16 protein-coding genes are annotated in these 22575 nt (G+C 35.5%); 4 read left to right on the top strand and 12 right to left on the bottom strand.

The genetic code is table 11. The features are described from left to right. Positions 1 to 21: 21 nt before the first annotated feature. The 6 genes from H3T80_RS06280 to H3T80_RS06255 form a co-directional block, all read right to left on the bottom strand. Positions 22 to 786: a class I SAM-dependent methyltransferase gene (locus tag H3T80_RS06280; protein ID WP_198200778.1), complete on the bottom strand. Its 765-nt coding sequence runs from the start codon at positions 784 to 786 to the stop codon at positions 22 to 24. 39 nt (positions 787 to 825) lie between these two features. Continuing rightward, complete coding sequence (gene leuD / locus H3T80_RS06275) at positions 826 to 1431, bottom strand: 3-isopropylmalate dehydratase small subunit (RefSeq protein WP_367274774.1); 606 nt, start codon at positions 1429 to 1431, stop codon at positions 826 to 828. A gap of 8 nt (positions 1432 to 1439) precedes the next feature. Beyond that, the gene (gene leuC, locus H3T80_RS06270) at positions 1440 to 2849 is read right to left on the bottom strand and encodes a 3-isopropylmalate dehydratase large subunit (RefSeq protein WP_086363823.1); all 1410 of its coding nucleotides are present in this window, start codon (positions 2847 to 2849) and stop codon (positions 1440 to 1442) included. A 65-nt stretch (positions 2850 to 2914) separates the two neighbouring features. After that, positions 2915 to 3994, bottom strand: coding sequence for a 3-isopropylmalate dehydrogenase (leuB, locus tag H3T80_RS06265; RefSeq protein ID WP_086363822.1), 1080 nt, complete (start codon positions 3992 to 3994; stop codon positions 2915 to 2917). Positions 3995 to 4063: 69 nt separating this feature from the next. Continuing rightward, the gene (leuA, locus tag H3T80_RS06260) at positions 4064 to 5611 is read right to left on the bottom strand and encodes a 2-isopropylmalate synthase (RefSeq protein WP_198200776.1); all 1548 of its coding nucleotides are present in this window, start codon (positions 5609 to 5611) and stop codon (positions 4064 to 4066) included. 346 nt (positions 5612 to 5957) lie between these two features. Beyond that, positions 5958 to 7604 (bottom strand): hypothetical protein, encoded by a 1647-nt coding sequence (locus tag H3T80_RS06255; protein WP_198200775.1) that lies wholly within the window; start codon positions 7602 to 7604, stop codon positions 5958 to 5960. 374 nt (positions 7605 to 7978) lie between these two features. Between H3T80_RS06255 and nfsB the strand changes: the two genes are divergently transcribed. After that, entirely contained in the window at positions 7979 to 8623 is a 645-nt protein-coding gene (gene nfsB, locus H3T80_RS06250; protein WP_110447232.1) for an oxygen-insensitive NAD(P)H nitroreductase, read from the top strand. A gap of 622 nt (positions 8624 to 9245) precedes the next feature. Here the strand turns inward: nfsB and H3T80_RS06245 are convergent. Continuing rightward, the gene (locus H3T80_RS06245; protein ID WP_198200774.1) at positions 9246 to 9548 is read right to left on the bottom strand and encodes a hypothetical protein; all 303 of its coding nucleotides are present in this window, start codon (positions 9546 to 9548) and stop codon (positions 9246 to 9248) included. Between the two features lie 221 nt (positions 9549 to 9769). On the opposite strand from H3T80_RS06245, the gene ettA reads away from it, so the two are divergent. Beyond that, positions 9770 to 11437, top strand: coding sequence for an energy-dependent translational throttle protein EttA (ettA, locus tag H3T80_RS06240; RefSeq protein ID WP_198200773.1), 1668 nt, complete (start codon positions 9770 to 9772; stop codon positions 11435 to 11437). Positions 11438 to 11508: 71 nt separating this feature from the next. On the opposite strand, the gene H3T80_RS06235 is transcribed toward ettA, so the two are convergent. From H3T80_RS06235 to H3T80_RS06220, 4 genes are all read right to left on the bottom strand, one after another. Beyond that, the gene (locus H3T80_RS06235) at positions 11509 to 13131 is read right to left on the bottom strand and encodes a DUF2813 domain-containing protein (RefSeq protein WP_198200772.1); all 1623 of its coding nucleotides are present in this window, start codon (positions 13129 to 13131) and stop codon (positions 11509 to 11511) included. 15 nt (positions 13132 to 13146) lie between these two features. After that, positions 13147 to 13950: a lipopolysaccharide core heptose(I) kinase RfaP gene (gene rfaP / locus H3T80_RS06230; RefSeq protein ID WP_198200771.1), complete on the bottom strand. Its 804-nt coding sequence runs from the start codon at positions 13948 to 13950 to the stop codon at positions 13147 to 13149. Next, complete coding sequence (locus H3T80_RS06225; protein ID WP_198200770.1) at positions 13943 to 15064, bottom strand: glycosyltransferase family 4 protein; 1122 nt, start codon at positions 15062 to 15064, stop codon at positions 13943 to 13945. Before H3T80_RS06225 ends, rfaP begins: the two co-directional genes overlap by 8 nt. A 580-nt stretch (positions 15065 to 15644) precedes the next feature. Then, positions 15645 to 16571: a TIGR01212 family radical SAM protein gene (locus H3T80_RS06220; protein ID WP_198200768.1), complete on the bottom strand. Its 927-nt coding sequence runs from the start codon at positions 16569 to 16571 to the stop codon at positions 15645 to 15647. Positions 16572 to 16941: 370 nt separating this feature from the next. Between H3T80_RS06220 and glyA the strand changes: the two genes are divergently transcribed. Next, the gene (gene glyA / locus H3T80_RS06215; protein ID WP_198200766.1) at positions 16942 to 18198 is read left to right on the top strand and encodes a serine hydroxymethyltransferase; all 1257 of its coding nucleotides are present in this window, start codon (positions 16942 to 16944) and stop codon (positions 18196 to 18198) included. Between the two features lie 60 nt (positions 18199 to 18258). Here the strand turns inward: glyA and H3T80_RS06210 are convergent, their stop codons facing one another. Continuing rightward, positions 18259 to 20430: a phage holin family protein gene (locus H3T80_RS06210; protein ID WP_198200764.1), complete on the bottom strand. Its 2172-nt coding sequence runs from the start codon at positions 20428 to 20430 to the stop codon at positions 18259 to 18261. 199 nt (positions 20431 to 20629) lie between these two features. On the opposite strand from H3T80_RS06210, the gene H3T80_RS06205 reads away from it, so the two are divergent. Continuing rightward, positions 20630 to 22564, top strand: coding sequence for an ABC transporter ATP-binding protein (locus H3T80_RS06205; protein WP_198200762.1), 1935 nt, complete (start codon positions 20630 to 20632; stop codon positions 22562 to 22564). Positions 22565 to 22575 lie beyond the last annotated feature (11 nt).

Here is a 22575-nt window from a genome sequence, read left to right as displayed (position 1 = left end):
CGATTCTTTTACTATTAATTTTTAAATCACTTTTTGTGTTTCGATAGTCATCATATCAGAGGTAAAAGATCCATCTGATTGTAATTCGAAGTAAGATTTTGTATCTTGAGATGCACTTATTTGATAAGTTCTTATCGCATCCACTAAATTATTCGGTGTACGCATACGTTTTATCCAACTATCAAAAATCAAGGGTAAACGATGGCGTTGAATCTTATCAATAGTAAATCCAGCTTCGCTTAAAAATGTCAACCATTCGCCAGGCGTATAGTCGCGTACGTGGGATGTATCACGTAGTGCTTCAACTGTTTGTAACCAAATATCTAAAATAGGTTGACCAGGAGAAACGACATCCATAATAATTAATTTACCATTTGGTTTGGTGATCCGATGTAATTCACGCAAACTTTTACCCACATCCTGCCAATGATGGGCAGAATAACGGCTGACGACAATATCAAAATAGTTATCGTCAAATGGTTGATGTTCAGCATAACCTTGTACGGTGGTAATATTTTTTAAGTTACGTTCATTCGCAGTTTGTTCAACCACCGCTAACATTTGCTCCGATAGATCGTAAGCTGTTACGTGTTTAACCTGTTTTGCTGCAATAAAACTAACATGGCCTGCTCCACATCCCATATCTAAAAATTCAGCATTAGGATAATTAGTTAAAAAACTGGCTAGATATTCAAGATCAGCACCTTGAGCATGAACTTTACTGGTTAAGTAGGCGTTAGCTTGCTGGCCGAACTGTTGATTTACTTTATCATGATGGGTTGTCATTAATTATTCCTATACAAGGCGCTTGCGCGCCTAAATAAATTAATTTAAGAATGTAGGAATTTTATGCTCAAAAGAGCTGATAGCATCTTCATGTTGCAGGGTTAAGCCAATGTTGTCTAAACCATTTAATAAACAGTGGCGTTTGAAGGCATCAATTTTAAATGAATATTGTTTATCACCCGCGATCACGACTTCATTTATTAAGTCGATAGTGAATTCGATTCCATCATTGGCTTCAACCAATTTAAACAACTCATCTACTTCTTCTTCAGACAAGTTAACTAATAATAGTTGATTATTGAATGAGTTATTATAAAAGATATCAGCAAAGCTCGAGCCAATAATAGTTTTAAATCCATAGTCAGTTAATGCCCAAGGAGCATGTTCTCGAGATGAGCCACAACCAAAGTTTTCACGAGCTAATAAAATACTCGCGCCTGTATATCGTGGTTTATTTAGTACAAATTCAGGATTAGGTTGTTTACCGGCATCATCTAAAAATCGCCATTCATGAAATGCATGTTGTCCAAATCCAGTACGAGTAACTTTTTGTAAAAATTGTTTAGGAATAATTGCATCGGTATCAACGTTCGCTGCATCTAAAGGAACGACTAATCCTGTATGTGTTGTAAACTTTGCCATGATAAGCCTCCTTAAAATGGTTTGCGAATATCAGTAAAATGACCAGTAATGGCTGCTGCGGCTGCCATTGCAGGGCTGACGAGATGTGTTCTTGCATCACGGCCTTGTCGACCTTCAAAATTACGATTACTGGTAGATGCACAGCGATCACCTGGTGCTAATTTATCATCATTCATCGCTAAACACATTGAACATCCTGGTAAACGCCACTCAAATCCAGCATCGATAAAAATTTTATCTAATCCTTCCGCTTCAGCTTGTTCTCGTACTGGACCTGAACCTGGTACGACAAGGGCCTGAACTCCATCGGCAACTTTACGACCTTTGGCAACTTCAGCTGCGGCGCGAAGATCTTCAATACGGGAATTAGTACATGATCCAATAAATACTTTGTTGATCTTAATATCAGACATTTTAGTTCCAGCGGTTAACCCCATATAGGCTAATGCACGTTCTGCTGAATGTTTTTCAATTGGATCAGAAAAATCTTGAGGATTTGGTACTTGAGAATCAATAGCGGTTACTTGGCCGGGATTAGTTCCCCAAGTTACTTGTGGCGCAATATCTTTACCTTCCAAAGTAACAATGGTATCAAAGTGTGCACCTTCATCGGTTTTTAAGGTTTTCCAATAGGCGACAGCTTGCTCAAAGTCATCGCCTTTAGGAGAGAATTGTCGTCCTTTTAAATATTCAAAAGTGGTTTCATCTGGTGCAACTAATCCAGCTTTAGCCCCCATTTCAATTGCCATATTACATAATGTCATTCGGCCTTCCATTGATAAAGAAGTTATTGCTTCTCCACAAAACTCAACTACATGACCAGTACCACCTGCACTGGTTGTTTTACCAATGATCGCTAAGATAATATCTTTTGCGGTAATACCATCAGCTACTTTACCTTTGACTTCAATTTTCATTGTTTTAGCTCGACCTTGTTTCAACGTTTGAGTGGCTAAAACATGTTCAACTTCCGATGTCCCAATACCAAAAGCTAATGCACCAAAAGCACCATGTGTTGCTGTATGAGAATCACCACAAACAATGGTCATACCAGGTAATGTCATCCCTTGTTCTGGACCAACAACATGCACAATACCGCGTAATGGACTTTGTAACCCATATAAAGATACACCAAATTCTTCTGCATTCTTGGCTAATTCAGTTAATTGGATTCGCGCCATTTCACTACAAGCACTTAAATCATTGCTTTTCGTTGAAGTATTGTGATCCATAGTAGCAAATGTTTTGTGTGGTTGACGAACTTTACGATTCATTGCTCGTAAGCCATCGAATGCTTGTGGAGAAGTAACTTCATGGACTAAATGGCGATCAATATACAAAATAGGCGTTTCATTAGGTGCTTCATAGACAACATGTGCATCGTATAATTTTTGATACAATGTTTTTGGTTTTGTAGACATTGCTTATATTCCTTTAATATTCTTGCAAAAGGGTTAATAAGATATATTAACCCTTACTTTAAAAATTAAATTAAACGACAAATGGTATCGCCCATTTCATCGGTAGAAACATAACTACCACCACGAGCAAGATCAATAGTACGAGTACCTTGTTCTAAAGCTTTATTAACTGCATTTTCAATGGCTTTAGCAATATCATCACGTTTTAAACTATAACGAACTAACAGTGCTAATGATAAAATTTGTGCAGCAGGATTAGCAATATTTTTACCTGCAATATCTGGTGCACTACCACCAGCGGGTTCATATAAACCAAAGCCATCTTCATTTAAACTAGCAGAAGGTAACATTCCCATTGAGCCAGTAATCATAGCGCATTCATCTGATAGAATATCACCAAATAAGTTAGAACAAAGTAATACATCAAATTGTGCAGGATCTTTCACTAACTGCATAGTGGCATTATCAATATACATATGCTCTAATGTGACATCAGGGTATTGTTTAGCTACTTCACTTACAACTTCACGCCACAAAATGGAAGTTTGTAGAACATTTGCTTTATCTACTGACGTTACTTTTTTACGACGGATTTTGGCTGCTTCAAATCCCATACGGGCAATTCGTTCAATTTCAAAGCGGTGATAAACTTCAGTATCAAAAGCTCGCTCTTGTGGACCTGTTCCTTCACGACCTTTTGGTAAACCGAAATAGATACCACCAGTTAACTCGCGCATACATAAAATATCAAAGCCACGCTTAGCAATATCTTCACGTAACGGACATAATTCTTCTAAACCTTGATATAAACTAGCAGGGCGCATATTGGCGAATAATTTAAAATGTTTGCGTAATGGTAATAGAGCACCGCGTTCAGGTTGTTGGTCTGGTGGTAAATTTGTCCATTTTGGACCGCCAACTGAACCAAATAAGATAGCATCAGCTTTTTCACATCCTTCTAACGTCTCTTTTGGTAGCGGACAACCGTGAATATCAATTGCAGCACCACCTACATCATATTCACTAGTTGTAATGGCTAGGTTATATTTTTGACGAATTACATCTAACACTTTATAGGCTTGTTTCATCACTTCTGGGCCTATACCGTCACCAGGTAATACTGCAATATGGTAATTTTGTGACATATCTATTCCTTAACAATCTAATTATATTTTAAGTATTTCGTTATTAAGTAACGAAACAATGTTTACTTTTTAGTCTTGCTGCAATTTCTGTTTTTGTTCTGCAACCTGATTTGCTCTATAAACATTATTTAACACATTAATTAATGCTAATGCTGATGAATGAACAATGTCGGTAGCAAGCCCAACTCCATGGAATTTACGTCCTTTATATTCGGCAACGATATCGACTTGACCCAAGGCATTTTCACCCTGTCCTTTAGATGCTAATTGGTATTTCACAATTGAAATAGGTTCGCCAGTAATACGATTTATCGCTTGATAAACAGCATCAACAGGGCCATTACCTGTTGCTGCATCTGAATATTTTTGATCGCCGATGATCAAACTAACTGAAGCTGTTGAAACGACAGTAGAGCCAGATTGTACATTAAAATAATCCAATACATAATGCTCTTCATCATCTTTTAGTTGATTAATGAAAATCAATGCTTCTAAATCATAATCAAAAACTTGGCCTTTTTTATCGGCGAGTTCTAAAAAAGCTTGGTAAACTTGATCTAAATTATAATCATTATCTTGATAACCTAATTCCGCTAAGCGATGTTTTACCGCTGCTCGGCCTGAGCGTGAGGTTAAATTTAGTTGAATTTGATTTAAGCCAATTGATTCAGGGGTCATTATTTCGTAGGTTTCACGATTTTTTAGCACACCATCTTGATGAATTCCTGAGGAATGAGCAAAGGCATTACTACCAATTACCGCCTTATTCGAGGGTATTGGTGTATTAGTAATTTGGCTGACGATTTGACTGGTACGATAGATCTCTTGATGATTAATATTTGTGTGAACGTTTAAGATATTTTGGCGGACTTTAATCGCCATAATAACCTCTTCTAAAGCAGTATTACCAGCTCGTTCACCTAAACCATTCATCGCCCCTTCAATCTGCCTAGCACCTTCTTGAATCGCGCTAATCGAGTTAGCCACCGACATGCCCAAGTCATCATGGCAATGAACAGAGATAATCGCTTTATCAATGTTCGGGACACGTTCAAATAAGGTATGAATAATGCCACCAAATTGATAAGGGACAGTATAACCGACAGTATCCGGTATATTGATCGTGGTTGCCCCTGCTTGAATTGCTGCTTCAACAATCCGACATAAGTTATCAATTGGGGTACGGCCTGCATCTTCACAAGAAAACTCCACATCATCTGTATAATTACGTGCACGTTTAACACAGTGCACTGCCTGTTCAACGACATCATCAAATGTCATTTTTAATTTGTCTTTAACATGTAACGTTGATGTTGCCATAAAAGTATGAATACGAAATTGATCGGCTACTTTTAAGGCTTCAGCTGCTACATCAATGTCTTTATCAATACAACGAGATAATGCACAAACACGACTATTTTTAATGGTTTTAGCAATAGTTTGTACTGATTCAAAATCACCTGGAGATGAGATAGGAAAACCGACTTCCATGACATCTACCTGCATTCTTTCTAATGCTAAAGCTATTTGAAGTTTTTCTTTAACACTTAAACTTGCTTGTAACGCCTGTTCACCATCACGTAATGTTGTGTCAAAAATAATAATTTGATCGCTCATTGTTATTTCCTTTATATTTTAGCGCTATCCCGGTATTTCAAGTTAAGAAAACAAAAAACCCGCACTTTAGCGCGGGTTCTTGTAAATTTGTTGAGTCAATTATTAAATCACTTTTACTCCACACACAAGCTATCCGCGCAAACCGATGCGAGGAGGAGGCTGAGTAGGAGGTTAGTACATTTAATCATTAACTTCTCAATTGTTATCTTATGAATAAAATATTGGTACTATTTCTATCAAAAAAAGGCGTTAATGTCAATAATAAATATTGATTAAATCAAATAGTAATCAGAAAGTAATATAGCTATATTGTTGAAAAGCTTTTAAGTAAAATGAATTACAAATATTAATCAGATACACAAATTACTCTTAAGCCTTCGGTTTCTTTTGGTATCTTTTTAATACTACCATCATTGAGATCAAATGCGTAAAAATGTGTATAGTAGGGGTCGTAATCACGTGGTTCCCCCTTGCATTCGTCATCGTCATCGTCATCGTCATCCCAGCCATCATCATCCCAATCATCATCGTCGTCATCGTCACCAGTAATACGTAATTTTGGTTTAACTTTATGACTTTTTCTAATTAAATTGTTGTAATCATCATCGTAAACTCTACTCGATGTCCAGACCATATTTGACATCATATTACCTAAATCATCACTTGGGTAAACTTCATTAATTGTATTACCCCATTCACCTAAGAGAGTTTCGGTTGTACGGATATAATGATTTCTTTTATTATTTTCGTCAATTTCGGTGTGATAAAGAGCATTGGTTGCCTGATATCTTTCTATAGGATACATAGCGATTCCCCCTTTACACTGACAATATTGATAAGCATAATTAAAGTCTTTGGCAGTATTAGTAGAGATAAAAAACCAATACTCTAATTCAAAACTATAAATAACCCTATTACCTACTTTTAATGAAAACCCCAGATCCCATAATTCATCAAGAATGGCATCGTCAGGTTTTTCACTAAAAGTTGGACCATTAAACTCAACCCTAAGTATATTGTTTTTACCGCTTAATTTTAATCCAACAGCCTGACTTTCTCGACTTTTTGTATAACTCACATCCTGCCATTTTGCACCTGATAACACAACATTAAAATATAATTTATCTGCAGCGGTAGTTGGAAAATTTCCCCACGGGCGTTCTAAGTGTTTTTCGGCCGGCTTAAACCCTTTAGTTGGCGACCAAACTATAGTTTCGTCTTTATAACGTGGCCATTCATTGAAATAATCATCATATTCTTGCTGTGTATAGGAATAGGGAGGATAACCTTTTTCTAATGAAGGTTGTAACCAACAAACATGGGGCAAGCCACCACTTAATGATCTAACGTAGTAAGTTTTGCTAGCACTAGGATAGTTTTTATTATTAGGTAAACCATAAGTGGTTGAAAGTTCTGAATCTGAGGTAGTTAAAGTTACAGCATAAAAGCCAACGCAATCATCTAATTTATCACTTAATTTAACAGCCTTATTGTCACTATCTTTAATTTCAATTTTGAACGTCCCTGTTGCTTTAAATCCATCATCACCATCATTATCTTCAAAATATTGTTTGTCAGTTAAAATTGTTTCGAGCTCTTCTTGTTCCTTTTTATAATCTGATACCAACGTGATAATTTTATCAAATGTGTCAATAGAACTAGGTAAGTCGATTAATTCATCAGGGGAAGAGTTAAAATCAGGGCGATAATAGATTAAATTTGGGTCTTCAACTGGTCCTTGTTCATTATTGGATGGTGCTATTTGCGTTTGGTTATCGTCTTTTTTTACCGCTATCCATAGTAAATCGATGATATCGGAAGGAGATCTATCTTGATTTATTGTAATATAGGGTGAATTACCATTTATATTAGAAGCGGTTACTTCATTTAATGCGAGAACAGGGATGCTATAGAATAGACATAGTATAATAACAAGTGTGTATAATTTTATTGCTACAGCTTTACTCGTAAAAATAACGTATTTTCTATCCATGATAACGTCTTCTAATTATAATTAGCGCATTTTCCGTTGCATTGCTTTTAAACGAATATGCTTATTAAGTACTTATATTATAATAATATTAATTTATATTAATGTAAATGATTTCATCTTTTATTTTGTTTAAATTATATTCTTAAAAAAACTAAAATGCTCGTATCTTTTAGCAACGATGAATTGTTTAAGTAAAAAATATTTCTATATAATAATATTCAGTTATGATAACTAAGTTTCTACTAATTAAATTTGATTGGTGCTATATTTCTATAAGCATTTAGATCGTAATTTTGACTAAGATATCTGATTAATCAAATTTAAAATTCATACTAACTATTATTTACTCACAATTAATAAGATGGGGTCAAAAGATGAACATTGTCGAAATTTCTCAAAAACGTTATACCACCAAACATTATGATAAAAGTAAAAAAATTCCCAAAGAAAAAATAGAACAATTACTTACAGTTTTAAGAAACAGTCCATCTTCAGTTAATTCACAACCTTGGCATTTTTATATTATTGATAATGATGCAGCTAAAAATAAAATTTTACCTGCTATAGCTGAATTTAATCAGCCACGAGTAACCGATTCATCTCATACTATTTTATTTTGTATTAAATCACCTTTAGAAGATGCCCATTTAGTTAATTTGCTTAACCAAGAAGAGAAAGATGGCAGATTACCATCATCCGAACTAAAACAAACTCAGGATGAGTCAAGACGTTTCTTTGTCACTAAAAATAGTAAGACAATTGAGTCACAACAGAGTTGGGAAGGTAAACAAACTTATTTAGCATTAGGACAATTACTTTTTGCCGCTGCTGCTATTGGTGTTGATTCTACCGCAGTGGAAGGCTTTGATTGTGAAAAAATGGATGAAATTTTAAACTTAAAACAAAAGGGGCTAAAAAGCCTAGTTATTGCAACGTTAGGTTATCGTTCTGAAAATGATGGTAATGCCCATCGTCCAAAATCACGTTTACCAGAAGAACAAATCTTCACTTTTTTATAACAAATTACCGCTATAACTTATCCCACCAGATGAACAGTGGGGTAAGTTTACGAGTGTTATTTTAAATAAAAATTATTATATTGCATTAGTTTATCTTCAAGAACTTGTCGTTGTTGGGATGTAAAATCCTCGTTATAAAATAGATAACCACTATTACAATTTATAATAAACAGATAACCTTTTTTTGTCTTTCTTATTTTGTGTAATTGCTCATATTTTATAACTGTAGTACTTAATTGGGTTTTAGCTGTCATTGTAAATCTATCTTCATAAAAAATTACCTTTGAACAAATAAAAATTTTATTACTTGTTTTACACCAATTTTCAGCTGAACATTTTAAACCAGGTTTGATACTGAAGTAGATTGCAATTGAATATATAATTGTAATACAAACGAAAAATAATGCATGGCTAGAATCTTTTATTAAAAGATAGCATGGTAAAAACATTACAAGTATATAAATAGGGGCCATTATAGATTTTTTAAATAGTAAATAATAAAAACAATAATAGATTCTATTAATATCCATTTTATAGGTGTCTATCTCTGCTATTTGCGTTTCTAAATTTTTTCCTAAATAATCACATAAAAAATCATAAATGATTTCTAGTTCGTCGGATTTTAAAGATTGTTGACTAACAAAATAAAAATCTTGATTATTGATAAAAAATAAATAGCCATTTTCAGTTTTTTTAATGCAAAAAAATCCTTATAATAGAAAGTATTAATTTCATTTTTATCTTTATTAAGAATGACTAATTTTTCATTATTAAATGACATAGTAAAGTGTCGCATATTGTCTGGTGTTGAATCATTCAATTTTTGCGCGAAATCATGATCTAATACGCCATATTTTGCATAATAAGCATCTAACCAATACTGGGTATTAACATAATATTCAATAACTACAGTTTGTTTTTCCATTTTATTCCTTATAAATTATTTAGTATGCTTATACAGATTATTCAGTAAACAATCATAAATTAATTGAATATTGAATTATATGTTAGTTGATAGTTTTTCTACATTTATAACATAATTCATAAATAACCCTAGACCATACAGCTAGAATCATTACAATATAGGCCATCAATCACATAGCATTACTTTTTGCTAGTTTTAATTAATTAAACGGATAATGTTTTATGGCGCAATATGTCTATACCATGAACCGCGTGGGGAAGATTGTTCCTCCTAAACGCTATATTTTAAAAGATATTTCTTTAAGTTTTTTTCCGGGAGCTAAAATTGGTGTTCTCGGTTTAAATGGAGCCGGTAAGTCTACATTACTACGAATTATGGCTGGAGTAGATACCGAGATTGAAGGTGAAGCTCGTCCTCAACCAGGCATTAAAATCGGTTATTTACCTCAAGAACCTAAGCTTGACCCTAAACAAACTGTACGTGAAGCAATTGAACTGGCTGTTGGTGATGCTAAAAACGCATTGGCCCGCTTAGATGAAGTTTATGCCGCTTATGCCGATCCTGATGCCGATTTTGATAAATTAGCGAAAGAACAAGCCGAGCTTGAAGCAATAATTCAATCGCAAGATGCCCACAATCTTGATAACCAATTAGAGCGTGCAGCTGATGCCTTACGCTTACCAGATTGGGATGCTAAGATTGAGAACTTATCCGGTGGTGAACGACGTCGTGTTGCAATTTGTCAATTATTACTTGAAAAACCTGACATGTTATTAATTGATGAACCAACCAACCATTTGGATGCTGAATCTGTTGCTTGGTTAGAACGCTTTTTGCATGATTATGAAGGAACTGTAGTTGCAGTTACCCATGACCGTTATTTCTTAGACAATGTTGCCGGTTGGATTTTAGAGTTAGACCGTGGTGAAGGCATTCCATGGGAAGGTAACTACTCATCTTGGCTTGAACAAAAAGATCAGCGATTAGCTCAAGAAGCGGCAACCGAATCGGCTCGTCGTAAATCAATTGAAAAAGAATTGGAGTGGGTACGCCAAAATCCAAAAGGTCGTCAAGCAAAAAGTAAAGCACGTTTGGCTCGTTTTGAAGAATTAAATAGCAATGATTATCAAAAACGTAATGAAACTAATGAGCTCTTTATTCCGCCTGGGCAACGTTTAGGTGACAAAGTCATTGAAGTGGCTAATTTAACCAAATCATATGGCGATCGCGTATTAATTGATAATCTTTCTTTTAGCATTCCGAAAGGAGCCATTGTGGGTATTATTGGGCCTAATGGTGCTGGTAAATCGACGCTATTTAGAATGTTATCAGGTAAAGAGCAACCGGACTCCGGTACGATCACTTTAGGTGACACAGTACAACTTGCCTCTGTTGATCAGTTCCGTGACAGCATGGATGATAAAAAAACCGTTTGGGATGAAATTTCCAATGGCCAAGATATTATGCGTATTGGTAATTTTGAGATCCCAAGTCGTGCCTATGTTGGACGCTTTAATTTCAAAGGCGTTGATCAGCAAAAACGTGTTGGTGAGCTGTCTGGTGGTGAACGCGGGCGTGTACATTTAGCTAAATTATTACAAGTTGGTGGTAATGTACTATTACTTGATGAACCGACTAATGATCTTGATGTCGAAACCTTGCGTGCGCTTGAAAATGCGTTATTAGAGTTTCCGGGCTGTGCATTAGTCATCTCGCATGACCGCTGGTTCCTTGACCGTATTGCTACTCATATTTTAGATTATCAAGACGAAGGGCATGTTGAGTTCTTCGAAGGTAACTTTACTGAATATGAAGAGTGGAAAAAACGTACCTTAGGGGCAGAGGCGCTTGAACCTAAACGAGCTAAATATAAACGAATTAGCAAGTAGCTTTTAAGTTCCATTTTATCTACCGCCGATATTATCGGCGGATTGTCTTATCATAGCCATATAATCAACTTTTAAAGCAATGATTTTGATGTTTTAACTAACTTAGCGAAGGTATCGGTTAATAATCTAGGAATGGCTGTAATACCACGAGCTTTTGCATCATCACAAACGGCAATCGCTAAATCTGGTTTAGAACTTTTGTGGATCGCTTTTTGAATAATTTTTGGTACCGACATATCAATATGAGCAACGGTATTATAAGCAGCTAATTTATATACGTGACTAAAACCATGTTTAAATAGAAAATTTTCAATGTCACGGGCTGGCAATACGGTGATATAATCATTTAAATTTTCGCCGGGTGCACATTGTGATTGTACCGTCTCAGCATATTTTTTTCCTGCCATATCACCATCAGTAATGACATACCAGCGGATCCCCATTTTATTAGCATAGTGAATTAATGGTTTTAAACCACATTGTGCAAATTCTAACAATTGGATCCCCTCTGAACTTAGATGATAGCCACTTTGTTCGGCAAGCTCTCTGAGTAACCATACTTCAGTCTCACCTTCAACCAGCAACCAACAACGGGCAAATAGCGCAGTAGGGCGTCGATAAAGAACATGGAACAAAATACGTCGGCTATCGCCAACACTTAATGAATGAGGAGCAATGTACTTACTCACAATTTGATCTGGTTGGCGGATCAATCGGTAAATACTCTCTAATGGAAACAGAGAAACTAAATCACTTGAGTTAGAGGTAATAATTTTTTGGGTAGGTAAATTTTTTAACAGTCGGAAGCCAACCGATAAAATAATTGGATGTAACTGGCTTTCTGGTTCTTCTAAAACTAAAATTGGCACTGAACTATGAGAGAGAGGATTATCCCCTTTAGCATTAACAATCGAACCAAATATACCTAAAAGTGCGGTACGAAGATAATCATTATCTAAATCATCTAATACATTATTGATTCGTTCGAGCGAATTCCAATCTTCGGTTTTGGGATTACTTTTTTGTGCTAATTGTTTATAGTTAGATCGTTGTTGAGAATCAACAAAATAGTATTCTAATAACGAACGAGCAGCTTGTAAGCCACGATTAAGCTCATCTTGACTTAATTGTGCCGAGTGTGCTTTTAATTGATCAGATAGTTGTTCAATAAAGTATTGTGATAAAGGTTCATTTGTAACAGGTAAATCCTTAGCATTCACTGAATTTTTAAGCGGCATGACTGGATTTAAGTTAATCAGAATAGCAATTAATAATTTTGGATTATCCAGATTTAACCTTTCGCCATGTTCATTCAACAAATTATGTTCAGTGATAATAGTATCACCATTTTTTTGGGCATTAATCTGGTAAGTAATTCGATATAGATTATCTGCTGGTGAGCGATAACTAACTGCTGTCAAAGGTTGATAAGCTTGTTCGGTTAATTGAGTTGCATAAGATTCACAATAAACAACATTTATTGAGATGTGATTACCATCATCTTTATCATAATAGAAATCTGAATTAACAAATTGATAAAATTTATTATCAAGAGTTAGCAATTTTAATGCACTGATTAAACTCGATTTACCCCATTGGTTTTCACCAATAAGTACACTAGATTTAGCATTAAGCCTTAATGAAAGTTGCTTAATCCCCCTAAACCCTTTGATATCAATTTGTTCAATAAACATGTCATTTCCTTATGATTAAAGATGATACTTTTCAGTTCTTCTCGCGATGCGCTCAGCTCTTCGCTTAGCACTATCAATTAATTTATGTTCATCGCGCAAAATGGTTTTAATTGGTTTATTAAAATAGTTTCTTAAAAAACGCCAAATATCACGTTGGTTAAGTCCAATATTGGTTGATGAAAAATAGAGCCCAATTAAATCTTTATCACGCCAACGAGTTGGAACTTTTTTACGTGTTTGTGCACGATGAAGATCAATCACAGAAAGTTTTATTTGCTGATTATTTTCAAACAAAGGTAAATCCAATAAAAAATGACATAAATAACAATCACGATGATTTACGCCAGCACCATGCATTTTAGCGGTCATATTTGCTAAATAAATAGTTAATGAACGTTTTAAATGATAGCTAGGTGGGTTGGTTAGCCATGGTTTTGTGAAATCTTCTAAACTAATAGTCGGATTAAGGTCTTTGGTAATAATAAATGAATGCCGAGTAAGTGGATTTAATCCTTTCCGTCCAAAAGCTCGCCCATCCATGGTGTTGACACCAACTTGTTCTAAACGATGAATTGCATCCCACTCTTGTTTAGCATCTAAAACCGGTAAACGTAGTGAAATAAGGTTTTTTACAATCTCTTTTACCGTTGTACCACGATGAATTTTAATGAAATATGATTGATCTTCTAATTGAAAATTAAGGGTTTTACGTTGTTTGACTGCACGGTAAACTTTACCTGAAATTAATTCCACTTCATTAAATGGATCTTTACCTTGCCATAATTGTTGAAAGGGTGATTTAAGTTTAATCTCATTCATAATGACATCCTAAAATAATGTCTGCTGCTCGTTGGGCTAAATGATATAAATCTTCATTATTACTATAAGTAATGGCATTGTTATGCCAATTAAGCCATTGCTCTTTATCTCTAATTGATTGTTCTAGCGCTTGATCTAAAATGTTTTGCTTATAAGGTTCTGATAATACAATACCAGCATTAGCTTGGCTAATGTGATAAGCATATCCGGAAATACCTGATACGATCACAGGAACCCCTGCCGCTAACGCTTCAATCAAAACCATACCGGCCGCTTCTTGCCTTGCAGGATGTAGTAATAAATCAGCTGAAAATAAGAAATCAGGGATATCATTGCGACCAGAGAAGAATCTCACCTGTTTAGCAATACCTAATTCATCTGCTAACTTTTGATATGCCTCTGGTTTATCTTGCCCAACCACCAAATAAATAACTTTTTGTTTTAGTTCATTAGGTAAGGTTGCGATTGCTTTCAAAGAGCGATCAACGCCTTTACGTTTAAAATCAGAGCCAATTTGCACAATCATAAAATCATCTTGGCCAATTTGATTAGATTGTCGAAATTGTTCACGTTTGTTAGGGGCATCAATGTTATATTTACGATCTAAAGCAATGCCGGGTGGTAATAAAAAGAATCGTTCATCTTGAGTATGATAGTGGTTTTTAAAATCTTGAATCTGTTGTTTGGTTAACGCCATAATCTTAGTTTGTGAACTAGGGGAAAATACCGCCTGCTCAAAAGCTAAATAATGTTTACAACGTTTCGACAGTTTATAAAAAAAGCCTTTGTGTGCGGCTTTTTCAGCAAAACATGTATCGCCAGCAAAATAGACATCCAATCCAGGCATTTTGTTAAAGCCTACCACACAATCTACAGGATTGCTTTGTAAGTGAGCCTTTACCCAGTGGTAATAAGCTTGATTACGGCTATGGTTAGATAATCCTTTATTAGGAACGATGATGATATCAAAACCAGCTGGTTTATCGCCTTGCCAATCCAATACATAAACACGAATTTGATGACCTTGAGCTTGGCAAGCAGTAGCAATTTGCAAAAAATCGCGTTGCAAACCGCCAAAAGGGAAAAATTTATAAATACAAAAAGCTAGTTGCATGCAGATTATCTCAAATGATAAAACATCATTATATACTTGTTGTTAATAAAGGTACAAAAATACTCAGATGTTAATAATTATTTCAAACATACCTCTATGTGGCAATATAAAATAAACTTATTATTTGAACCGCAACGAAACGAAAAAAAACAGATTAAATAGCCTATTGTGGCGAATACATTGCTATATTTTAATTTATTATTTTTATTACAAATAAAGCCAATTTAAGTGGCAATCAAATCTAGAAATAGCTTTGATTAGCATCTTTGCTATCTAATAGTAATCGATAAAAATTAAAGCTTTTATTTTGAACGGATGTTATTAGTAGTAGGTACGCTAAGGTTAGCCATAATAGTAAAAGTAAATTGACTATAGTATTTTGCTGATTTTATTTTCAAAACGTATTCTGATGAATTTATAAGTTCAATATTTAACGAGTAAATATGTCGGCTAAAAAATTTGAGGAAAGGGGTTTTTGAAGTGGAAATTTATATAATTTAGTTAACAAATGTAATTGTTATCGCAATTATAAGGACTAAAAATAGGCTTTCCTCAAAATTTTTGTCATGTTGATGGTATTTTATTGTTTGAAAGAGTAAATATCACCAATAGCACTACCTTGTGCACCAAACTGTCGTAAATTATGATCAACTGCATTCATTGATTGCCAATGGTTTTCACACCAATCAGGGGCCAGTAAGGTTGGTTTTCTGGCATTGGCTGAAATCCGATGATATAAAATACTGGCGGGTGTTTGTCGAATAATATCACCGGCAATATCAACATAATCTTCAAGAGATAACACATTGATCCGCCCAGCTCGCCATGCTTTGGCCATAATGCTGCCTTCAACAATATGTAAAGGATGAATTTTTAAACCATCCACTCCACTGTCTAATACTTTGTTTAAAGTGATGAGATTGTCGGGTTTATTCTCTTTGGGTAAACCAATAATAAGGTGAGTACACACTTTTATGCCTAATTGTCGTGCTTTTTGTACCGTTTGGTGATAATCCGCAAAGGTATGACCACGATTAATATGATGTAATGTATTGTCATGTGCGGTCTGTAATCCGAGTTCTAACCAAACTTCATAGCCGCTGGATTGGTAATGTGCCAGCAAATCAAGAGCTTCATCGGGAACGCAATCAGGACGAGTGCCGACGCAAAGCCCGACAATATCAGCACTATTCAGCGCTTCTTCATACATATTCTTAAGTATTTCAACTTCAGCATAGGTACTAGTATAAGCCTGAAAATAAGCAAGGTATCGTTTCGATTTTTTCATCTGTTGCGCTTGCGACATAAGCTGCTGTGAAATTGATTTCACCTGTATAGACTCATCAATGATTGACGCTACATTGCAAAAGGTACACCCACCTTGCCCGATGGTACCATCACGATTGGGACAGCTAAAACCACCGTGTAAAGTGAGCTTATAGATTTTTTCACCATAACGACGTTGTAAATCGGAACCAAATGTATTAACGACTAAATGAAGTTGCATGCTATACCAAATAAAATTTTTGCTTATTCTACCAAGATATTCCAGATACTCAATTGCAATTGAGCTAGAGATAATGATTAATAAAATTATTATTCTCTAATAGATTGTTTGCATTATCAAACTAGGTAATTTATCAATGATAATGGTTTTAAAAATTTTGAGGAAAGGGGTTTTTAGTAGGCTAAATGATATTGTGCTGTAAAGCATTTTAATTATTATTCTAACTATCTATAAATATTATTTATAACTTCAAAAAAAGATTGAAATTAAAGGTCGATTAAGTAAGGATAGTAACTCATGATGTTTTTTTGTGCTAATTAAATACTGTAACAAATCGTTACGTTGATGTAATTGCCTACAAGGAGCCAATATGTTTACTAAACAAATGACAATTGCCGATTATGATCAAGAGTTATGGGATGCCATTAAAGGCGAAGAACAACGCCAAGAAGATCACTTAGAACTTATTGCATCGGAAAACTATACAAGTCCAAGAGTGATGCAGGCACAAGGTACTCAACTAACCAATAAATATGCTGAAGGCTATCCTGGTAGGCGCTACTATGGCGGTTGTGAATATGTTGATATTGTTGAGCAGTTAGCTATTGATCGTGCTAAAGAACTATTTGGTGCTGATTATGCTAACGTTCAACCGCATTCTGGCTCACAAGCCAATTTTGCTGTTTATATGGCATTGTTAAAACCGGGTGATACGGTACTGGGCATGAACTTGTCACAAGGGGGGCATTTAACGCATGGTTCTCCGGTCAGTTTTTCAGGTAAGTTGTATAACGTGGTTGCTTATGGCGTCGACGAAACGGGACATATTGATTATGAGCAATTAGCGAAAATTGCTTTAGAGTCAAAACCAAAAATGATTATAGGTGGTTTTTCTGCTTATTCTGGTGTAGTTGATTGGCAGCGCATGCGTGAGATTGCTGATAGTGTAGGCGCTTTCTTATTTGTTGATATGGCTCATGTGGCTGGTTTGGTGGCGGCTGGTGTTTATCCAAATCCAGTGCCTTTTGCTCATGTTGTGACGACAACGACGCATAAAACCCTTGGCGGACCACGTGGTGGACTTATTTTAGCCAAAGGTGGTAGTGAAGAACTTTACAAAAAATTGAATTCTGCTGTATTCCCTGGCGCACAAGGTGGTCCATTAATGCATGTGATAGCGGCAAAAGCAGTTGCTTTAAAAGAGGCAATGGAGCCAGCTTATAAAGAATATCAACAACAAGTTGTGAAAAATGCCCAAGTGATGGTTGATGTGATCATCAAACGTGGTTATAAAGTCGTATCTGGTGAAACAAAAAATCACTTATTCTTAATAGATTTAGTTGATAAAAATATCACCGGTAAAGAGGCTGATGCTGCTTTAGGTAGTGCTAATATTACCGTGAATAAAAATAGTGTGCCAAATGATCCGCAAAGTCCATTTGTAACATCTGGTGTGCGGATTGGTACACCTGCAGTGACTCGTCGTGGTTTCAAAGAAGAAGAGTCTCGTGAATTAGCTAATTGGATTTGTGATGTATTAGATAACATTGATGACGAACAAGCTATTCAAGCGGTTAAACAAAAAGTGTTGGCGATTTGCCGACGATTACCTGTTTATCAACATTAATCATAAAATATTCGCCGACGTAATGTCGGCGAAAAATTATTAAGCATTATTCAACAGTTGTTATTGTTTTTCAGTAGTGTTATTTTGTTGCTGATTTAACAGCTGTTGTTGCTGTTTAAAATAATTGGCAATATCTTTTTTAAACCAAAAAGCCGTACCGACGATTACTACGCCTAGTAAAATTGCTGACCAGAATAGTATTCGCGCTTTTTTATTACGTTTTTTTAAAGGGTCAGTTAAATTACGTCTTGCATTGGCAGGTAATTCGGCTTTACTGGTAAGCAGACCACCAAGCAGTAAATTGATTTTAACTTGTCCATTTATCGCCCAACCAGAAGCTTCAAGTAATGGCCCAAGTGTTCTTCTTCTTAATTTTAACCAAGCCAATATTACAGATGGTCCCGATATAATCAAGAACAAGCCGAAAATCACTAATGGGAATTGCCACCATGTAAGCGAGAAGATAGCTTGAAAAATAGTTGCTAAAGCGGTGCCAATGGCGCCAATAGCTAAACCAATAGCTGCAAAGATACCAACACTTTTACCAATATCAAATTTGCTTTCTGGATTTTGTACCGCTTGTGTACTGGTTTTCTCAATGTCAGCATCTTTATTGCTTGCCCATTTATTAATTTGTTCAGTAATTAAACGGCCAATACGTTGATAAGGTGCCCAAATAGCTTGTTGGATACTAATTGGTTTAGTAATCAGCTTAACAACACTTGCATCCCAATCATTGCCTTCATTATCAATAAAAACGCCATTGCGGCCTTCCATTAATAAATCACCTTGTCCAGCGGTAATTGCTGCAGCAATTGTCTGCTTTTTACCATGCCTTGTACATTCACAATATAATAAACATAGTTCAGAATAATTAGCCATAGTTGAATGTTTAGCTATATTATCTACGGCAACACAGAGAGTAGCACAACGACCGTCAATATAAAGTTTTCCTAATTGAAATGCCGCATAATGGTCAAGTGAAAAGAATTCAGCAAACGAAGCAAAGTTAATCAATAAACGATAGAGATGTTTTTGAAATAAGACTAGCTTTTCTAATACAAAAACATCTGAGGCTGAAATTGGTGTTTGGTTATCCTGTTCAACCATGCTTTCAAATTCGTTTAGTAAATTATCATCAACTAAATTAGCAATTTGATTGCCAGTAAGATCCTCAATGCTAGCGGTTGGTTTAGTTGTTACACTTAATTGTTGCATCTCAGGTTTAGAACTGATTAGTGTTGTGTAAGCATTAAGACCTGTCTGAATATCTTGCCATTCTTGTGCAGTTAGTTGTTTGGGATCGGCTAAGTGTGAAGCGATTAAATCTCTAAATCGAATGATTTTAGTTTTCCACAGTGGATTAAGGCCATTAACCAGATCTAATGTGTTATTGGTATCTATTTTAGATAGAGGTAGCTCAGATAAAGCTTCATCAGAAAGTAATCCGTTTTGGGATGGGACAATATATTTCTCGTCAACATTTAACGCCGTTTGTGCTTGAGGTGCATATTGTGCTAATTCAACACGCAAAAAGTAGTCATCAATTTTCGGCTTTAATTCTTGAACTAATTTCCATATTTCTGAGCGGTTTTCGCCAAAAGGTGTTTGGGTATTACTGATATCGTTTTGCCATTTTTGCCAACTTTTTAAGTTTTTAACAAAAGTTTGCGCAATCTCTAGATTAATTCCATCCTGACCACTCATATCTTTTTCCGCACCAGTTGTTTTTATTGCTGCTTGAATAAAATTTTGCAGCTCTGGCGATAATTCGGCTGAAGGAGGAAAAATTAAATCACCATTGTAGAGTTTGCTGGCATTAATTTTAAGTGATTGTTGCACATCATCTTGCGTTAAATAATCAGCTTGGCTTTTATTTAAGTTCGCTAAAATGCTATGGGCGGTAATTAATAATTTTTTACCTTGTTCGTTTGAATCATCAATTTGCGATAATGATAAAGTTTGTGATGATTGAACAATATTATCAAAAGAAACTATTTTATCTTTAAGCCAATTAATTGCCTCTAAAATATCGGGAATACGAATGCGACCATCGTTATCTGAATCTAATAATTGTAATGTTCTTTGATCAAAATCTAGCCCTGTGGTTGGGCAACTGAGTGCAACCCATAATTTAGGATCTAAATTGGGTAAATTGATAATGTCATCGGCATTTTTTAATACGACTTGATCTAATCCACCAACACGTTGAAATGTCCAAGTATGACTCATAATTACCTCCATACCGAAATATTATTAATATATTCAATTATTAATAATTATAACAGTATTCATTTTTTTAGAAGAGAATTGGAATGCTCACGTTTTAAGAGCCGTTAATTGTATCTTTGATAATTGATTTTGGTTGCCAACCGCAACTTTATGATAGAATACAGCCTTATTATTTAATATCCAAATAAAAACCACAAATATGTCATTAATTAATCTTACCAATGCCTATTTATCATTTAGTGATGCGCCACTTCTTGATCATATTGATATGTCGATAGAAACTAACGAGCGAGTATGTCTTGTTGGTCGTAACGGTGCCGGTAAATCAACTTTGTTAAAAGTGCTAAATAAAGAAGTACCGCTCGATGAAGGACAAATTGTTTATGAAAACAACGTTATTGTCTCTCGATTGCAGCAAGATCCTCCTCGAGATATTCAAGGAAATGTTTTTGATTTTGTTGCGGAAGGTTTAAAAGAACAAGCGCAATTATTAAAAGATTACTATGCATTGTCACACTTGGTTGAAACTAATCCAAGTGAGGGTAATCTATCTAAATTAGCTAAAATGCAAGAACAGCTTGATCACCAAAATGGTTGGCAATTGGATAATCGTATTCGTAATGTCATTTCCTCATTATCGTTAGATGGTGAGGCATTATTGTCTTCGTTATCGGGTGGTTGGTTGCGTAAAGCGGCATTAGCAAAGGCGCTAGTTTGCCAACCATCAGTATTATTATTGGATGAACCAACTAACCATTTAGATATCGATACCATTAGATGGCTGGAAGAGTTTTTAAAAAGCTTTAATGGCAGTATTGTTTTTATATCGCATGACCGATCCTTTATTCGGCAAATGGCGACTCGGATTATTGATTTAGACCGTGGTAAGGTTGCTTCTTGGGGCGGTGATTATGACAGTTATTTGCTAGGTAAAGAAGAAGCGCTGCGTGTTGAAGAGTTACAAAATGCCGAATTTGATAAGAAGTTAGCACAAGAAGAAGTCTGGATCCGTCAAGGTATTAAAGCTCGTCGAACTCGTAATGAGGGTAGAGTGAGAGCATTAAAAGCGATGAGACAAGAATATTCACAGCGTCGTCAAGTCATGGGCAATGCGAAAATGCAGATCGAGGAAGCGCTGCGTTCAGGTAAAATTGTCTTTGAGCTAGATAATGTCAGTTATCAAATCGATGATAAAGTGTTAGTTAAGGACTTCACGGTACAAGTGTTACGTGGTGATAAAATTGCTCTAATAGGCCCCAATGGTATTGGTAAAACCACATTATTAAAACTGATGCTAGGTAGTTTAGCACCGACCTCAGGAAGTGTTCATTGCGGAACCAAACTTGAAGTGGCTTATTTTGATCAGTATCGATTAGAGCTTGATCCAGAAAAAACCGTTATGGATAACCTTGCAGAAGGTAAGCAAGAGGTGATGGTAAATGGTCGCTCAAGACATGTGCTTGGCTATTTACAAGATTTCCTATTTCCACCAAAACGAGCTCGAACACCGGTTAGAGCACTCTCGGGTGGTGAACGAAATCGTTTACTATTAGCAAAATTATTTTTAAAACCAAGTAATTTATTGGTGCTTGATGAACCAACTAATGACCTTGATATTGAAACTTTAGAGCTATTAGAAGAACTTGTGAATGATTATCAAGGAACAGTTTTATTAGTTAGCCATGATAGACAATTTGTCGATAACGTGGTTACTCAGTGTTGGTTTTTTGAAGAACAAGGACGAATTGGTATTTATGCTGGTGGTTATACAGATGCATTACAGCAACAACAGCAAGCTAAACCAGTGAGTGCTCAAGTCACCAGTAGTAAGAGCAATGAATCAGCTAAAAGTGACACCAACAAAACCAATAGCTCAGACCTAACGCCAGAGCAAGCGACTAAAAAGAAGGTTAAATTAAGCTATAACGAACAACGAGAACTCGCCCAGTTACCTAATAAAATCGAGGAATTAGAAACAGCTATTGCGGATCTTCAAGCACAAATTGGTCATAGTGACTTTTTCAATCAACCTCATGAAGTAACGAGCCCAATATTGCAATCTTTAGCCGATAAAGAAGCCGAGCTTGAAGTGGTATTTGAACGTTGGGAACAGTTAGAAGCATTAACTCAATAAGCGCTCAATGT

It is taken from the genome of Gilliamella sp. W8145 (genome assembly GCF_016101145.1).
GTDB lineage: Bacteria > Pseudomonadota > Gammaproteobacteria > Enterobacterales > Orbaceae > Gilliamella > Gilliamella apis_A.
Note: the sequence above shows the minus strand (reverse complement) of the source record. Positions and strands in the feature narration are given on the sequence as shown.

Bases quoted from the DNA above. Each gene is read 5' to 3' on its own strand.
- H3T80_RS06280 (WP_198200778.1), bottom strand. From the start codon at position 786: ATGACAACCCATCATGATAAAGTAAATCAACAGTTCGGCCAGCAAGCT.
- leuC (WP_086363823.1), bottom strand. From the start codon at position 2,849: ATGTCTACAAAACCAAAAACATTGTATCAAAAATTATACGATGCACAT.
- leuB (WP_086363822.1), bottom strand. From the start codon at position 3,994: ATGTCACAAAATTACCATATTGCAGTATTACCTGGTGACGGTATAGGC.
- leuA (WP_198200776.1), bottom strand. From the start codon at position 5,611: ATGAGCGATCAAATTATTATTTTTGACACAACATTACGTGATGGTGAA.
- H3T80_RS06255 (WP_198200775.1), bottom strand. From the start codon at position 7,604: ATGGATAGAAAATACGTTATTTTTACGAGTAAAGCTGTAGCAATAAAA.
- nfsB (WP_110447232.1), top strand. From the start codon at position 7,979: ATGAACATTGTCGAAATTTCTCAAAAACGTTATACCACCAAACATTAT.
- H3T80_RS06245 (WP_198200774.1), bottom strand. From the start codon at position 9,548: ATGGAAAAACAAACTGTAGTTATTGAATATTATGTTAATACCCAGTAT.
- ettA (WP_198200773.1), top strand. From the start codon at position 9,770: ATGGCGCAATATGTCTATACCATGAACCGCGTGGGGAAGATTGTTCCT.
- H3T80_RS06235 (WP_198200772.1), bottom strand. From the start codon at position 13,131: ATGTTTATTGAACAAATTGATATCAAAGGGTTTAGGGGGATTAAGCAA.
- rfaP (WP_198200771.1), bottom strand. From the start codon at position 13,950: ATGAATGAGATTAAACTTAAATCACCCTTTCAACAATTATGGCAAGGT.
- H3T80_RS06225 (WP_198200770.1), bottom strand. From the start codon at position 15,064: ATGCAACTAGCTTTTTGTATTTATAAATTTTTCCCTTTTGGCGGTTTG.
- H3T80_RS06220 (WP_198200768.1), bottom strand. From the start codon at position 16,571: ATGCAACTTCATTTAGTCGTTAATACATTTGGTTCCGATTTACAACGT.
- glyA (WP_198200766.1), top strand. From the start codon at position 16,942: ATGTTTACTAAACAAATGACAATTGCCGATTATGATCAAGAGTTATGG.
- H3T80_RS06210 (WP_198200764.1), bottom strand. From the start codon at position 20,430: ATGAGTCATACTTGGACATTTCAACGTGTTGGTGGATTAGATCAAGTC.
- H3T80_RS06205 (WP_198200762.1), top strand. From the start codon at position 20,630: ATGTCATTAATTAATCTTACCAATGCCTATTTATCATTTAGTGATGCG.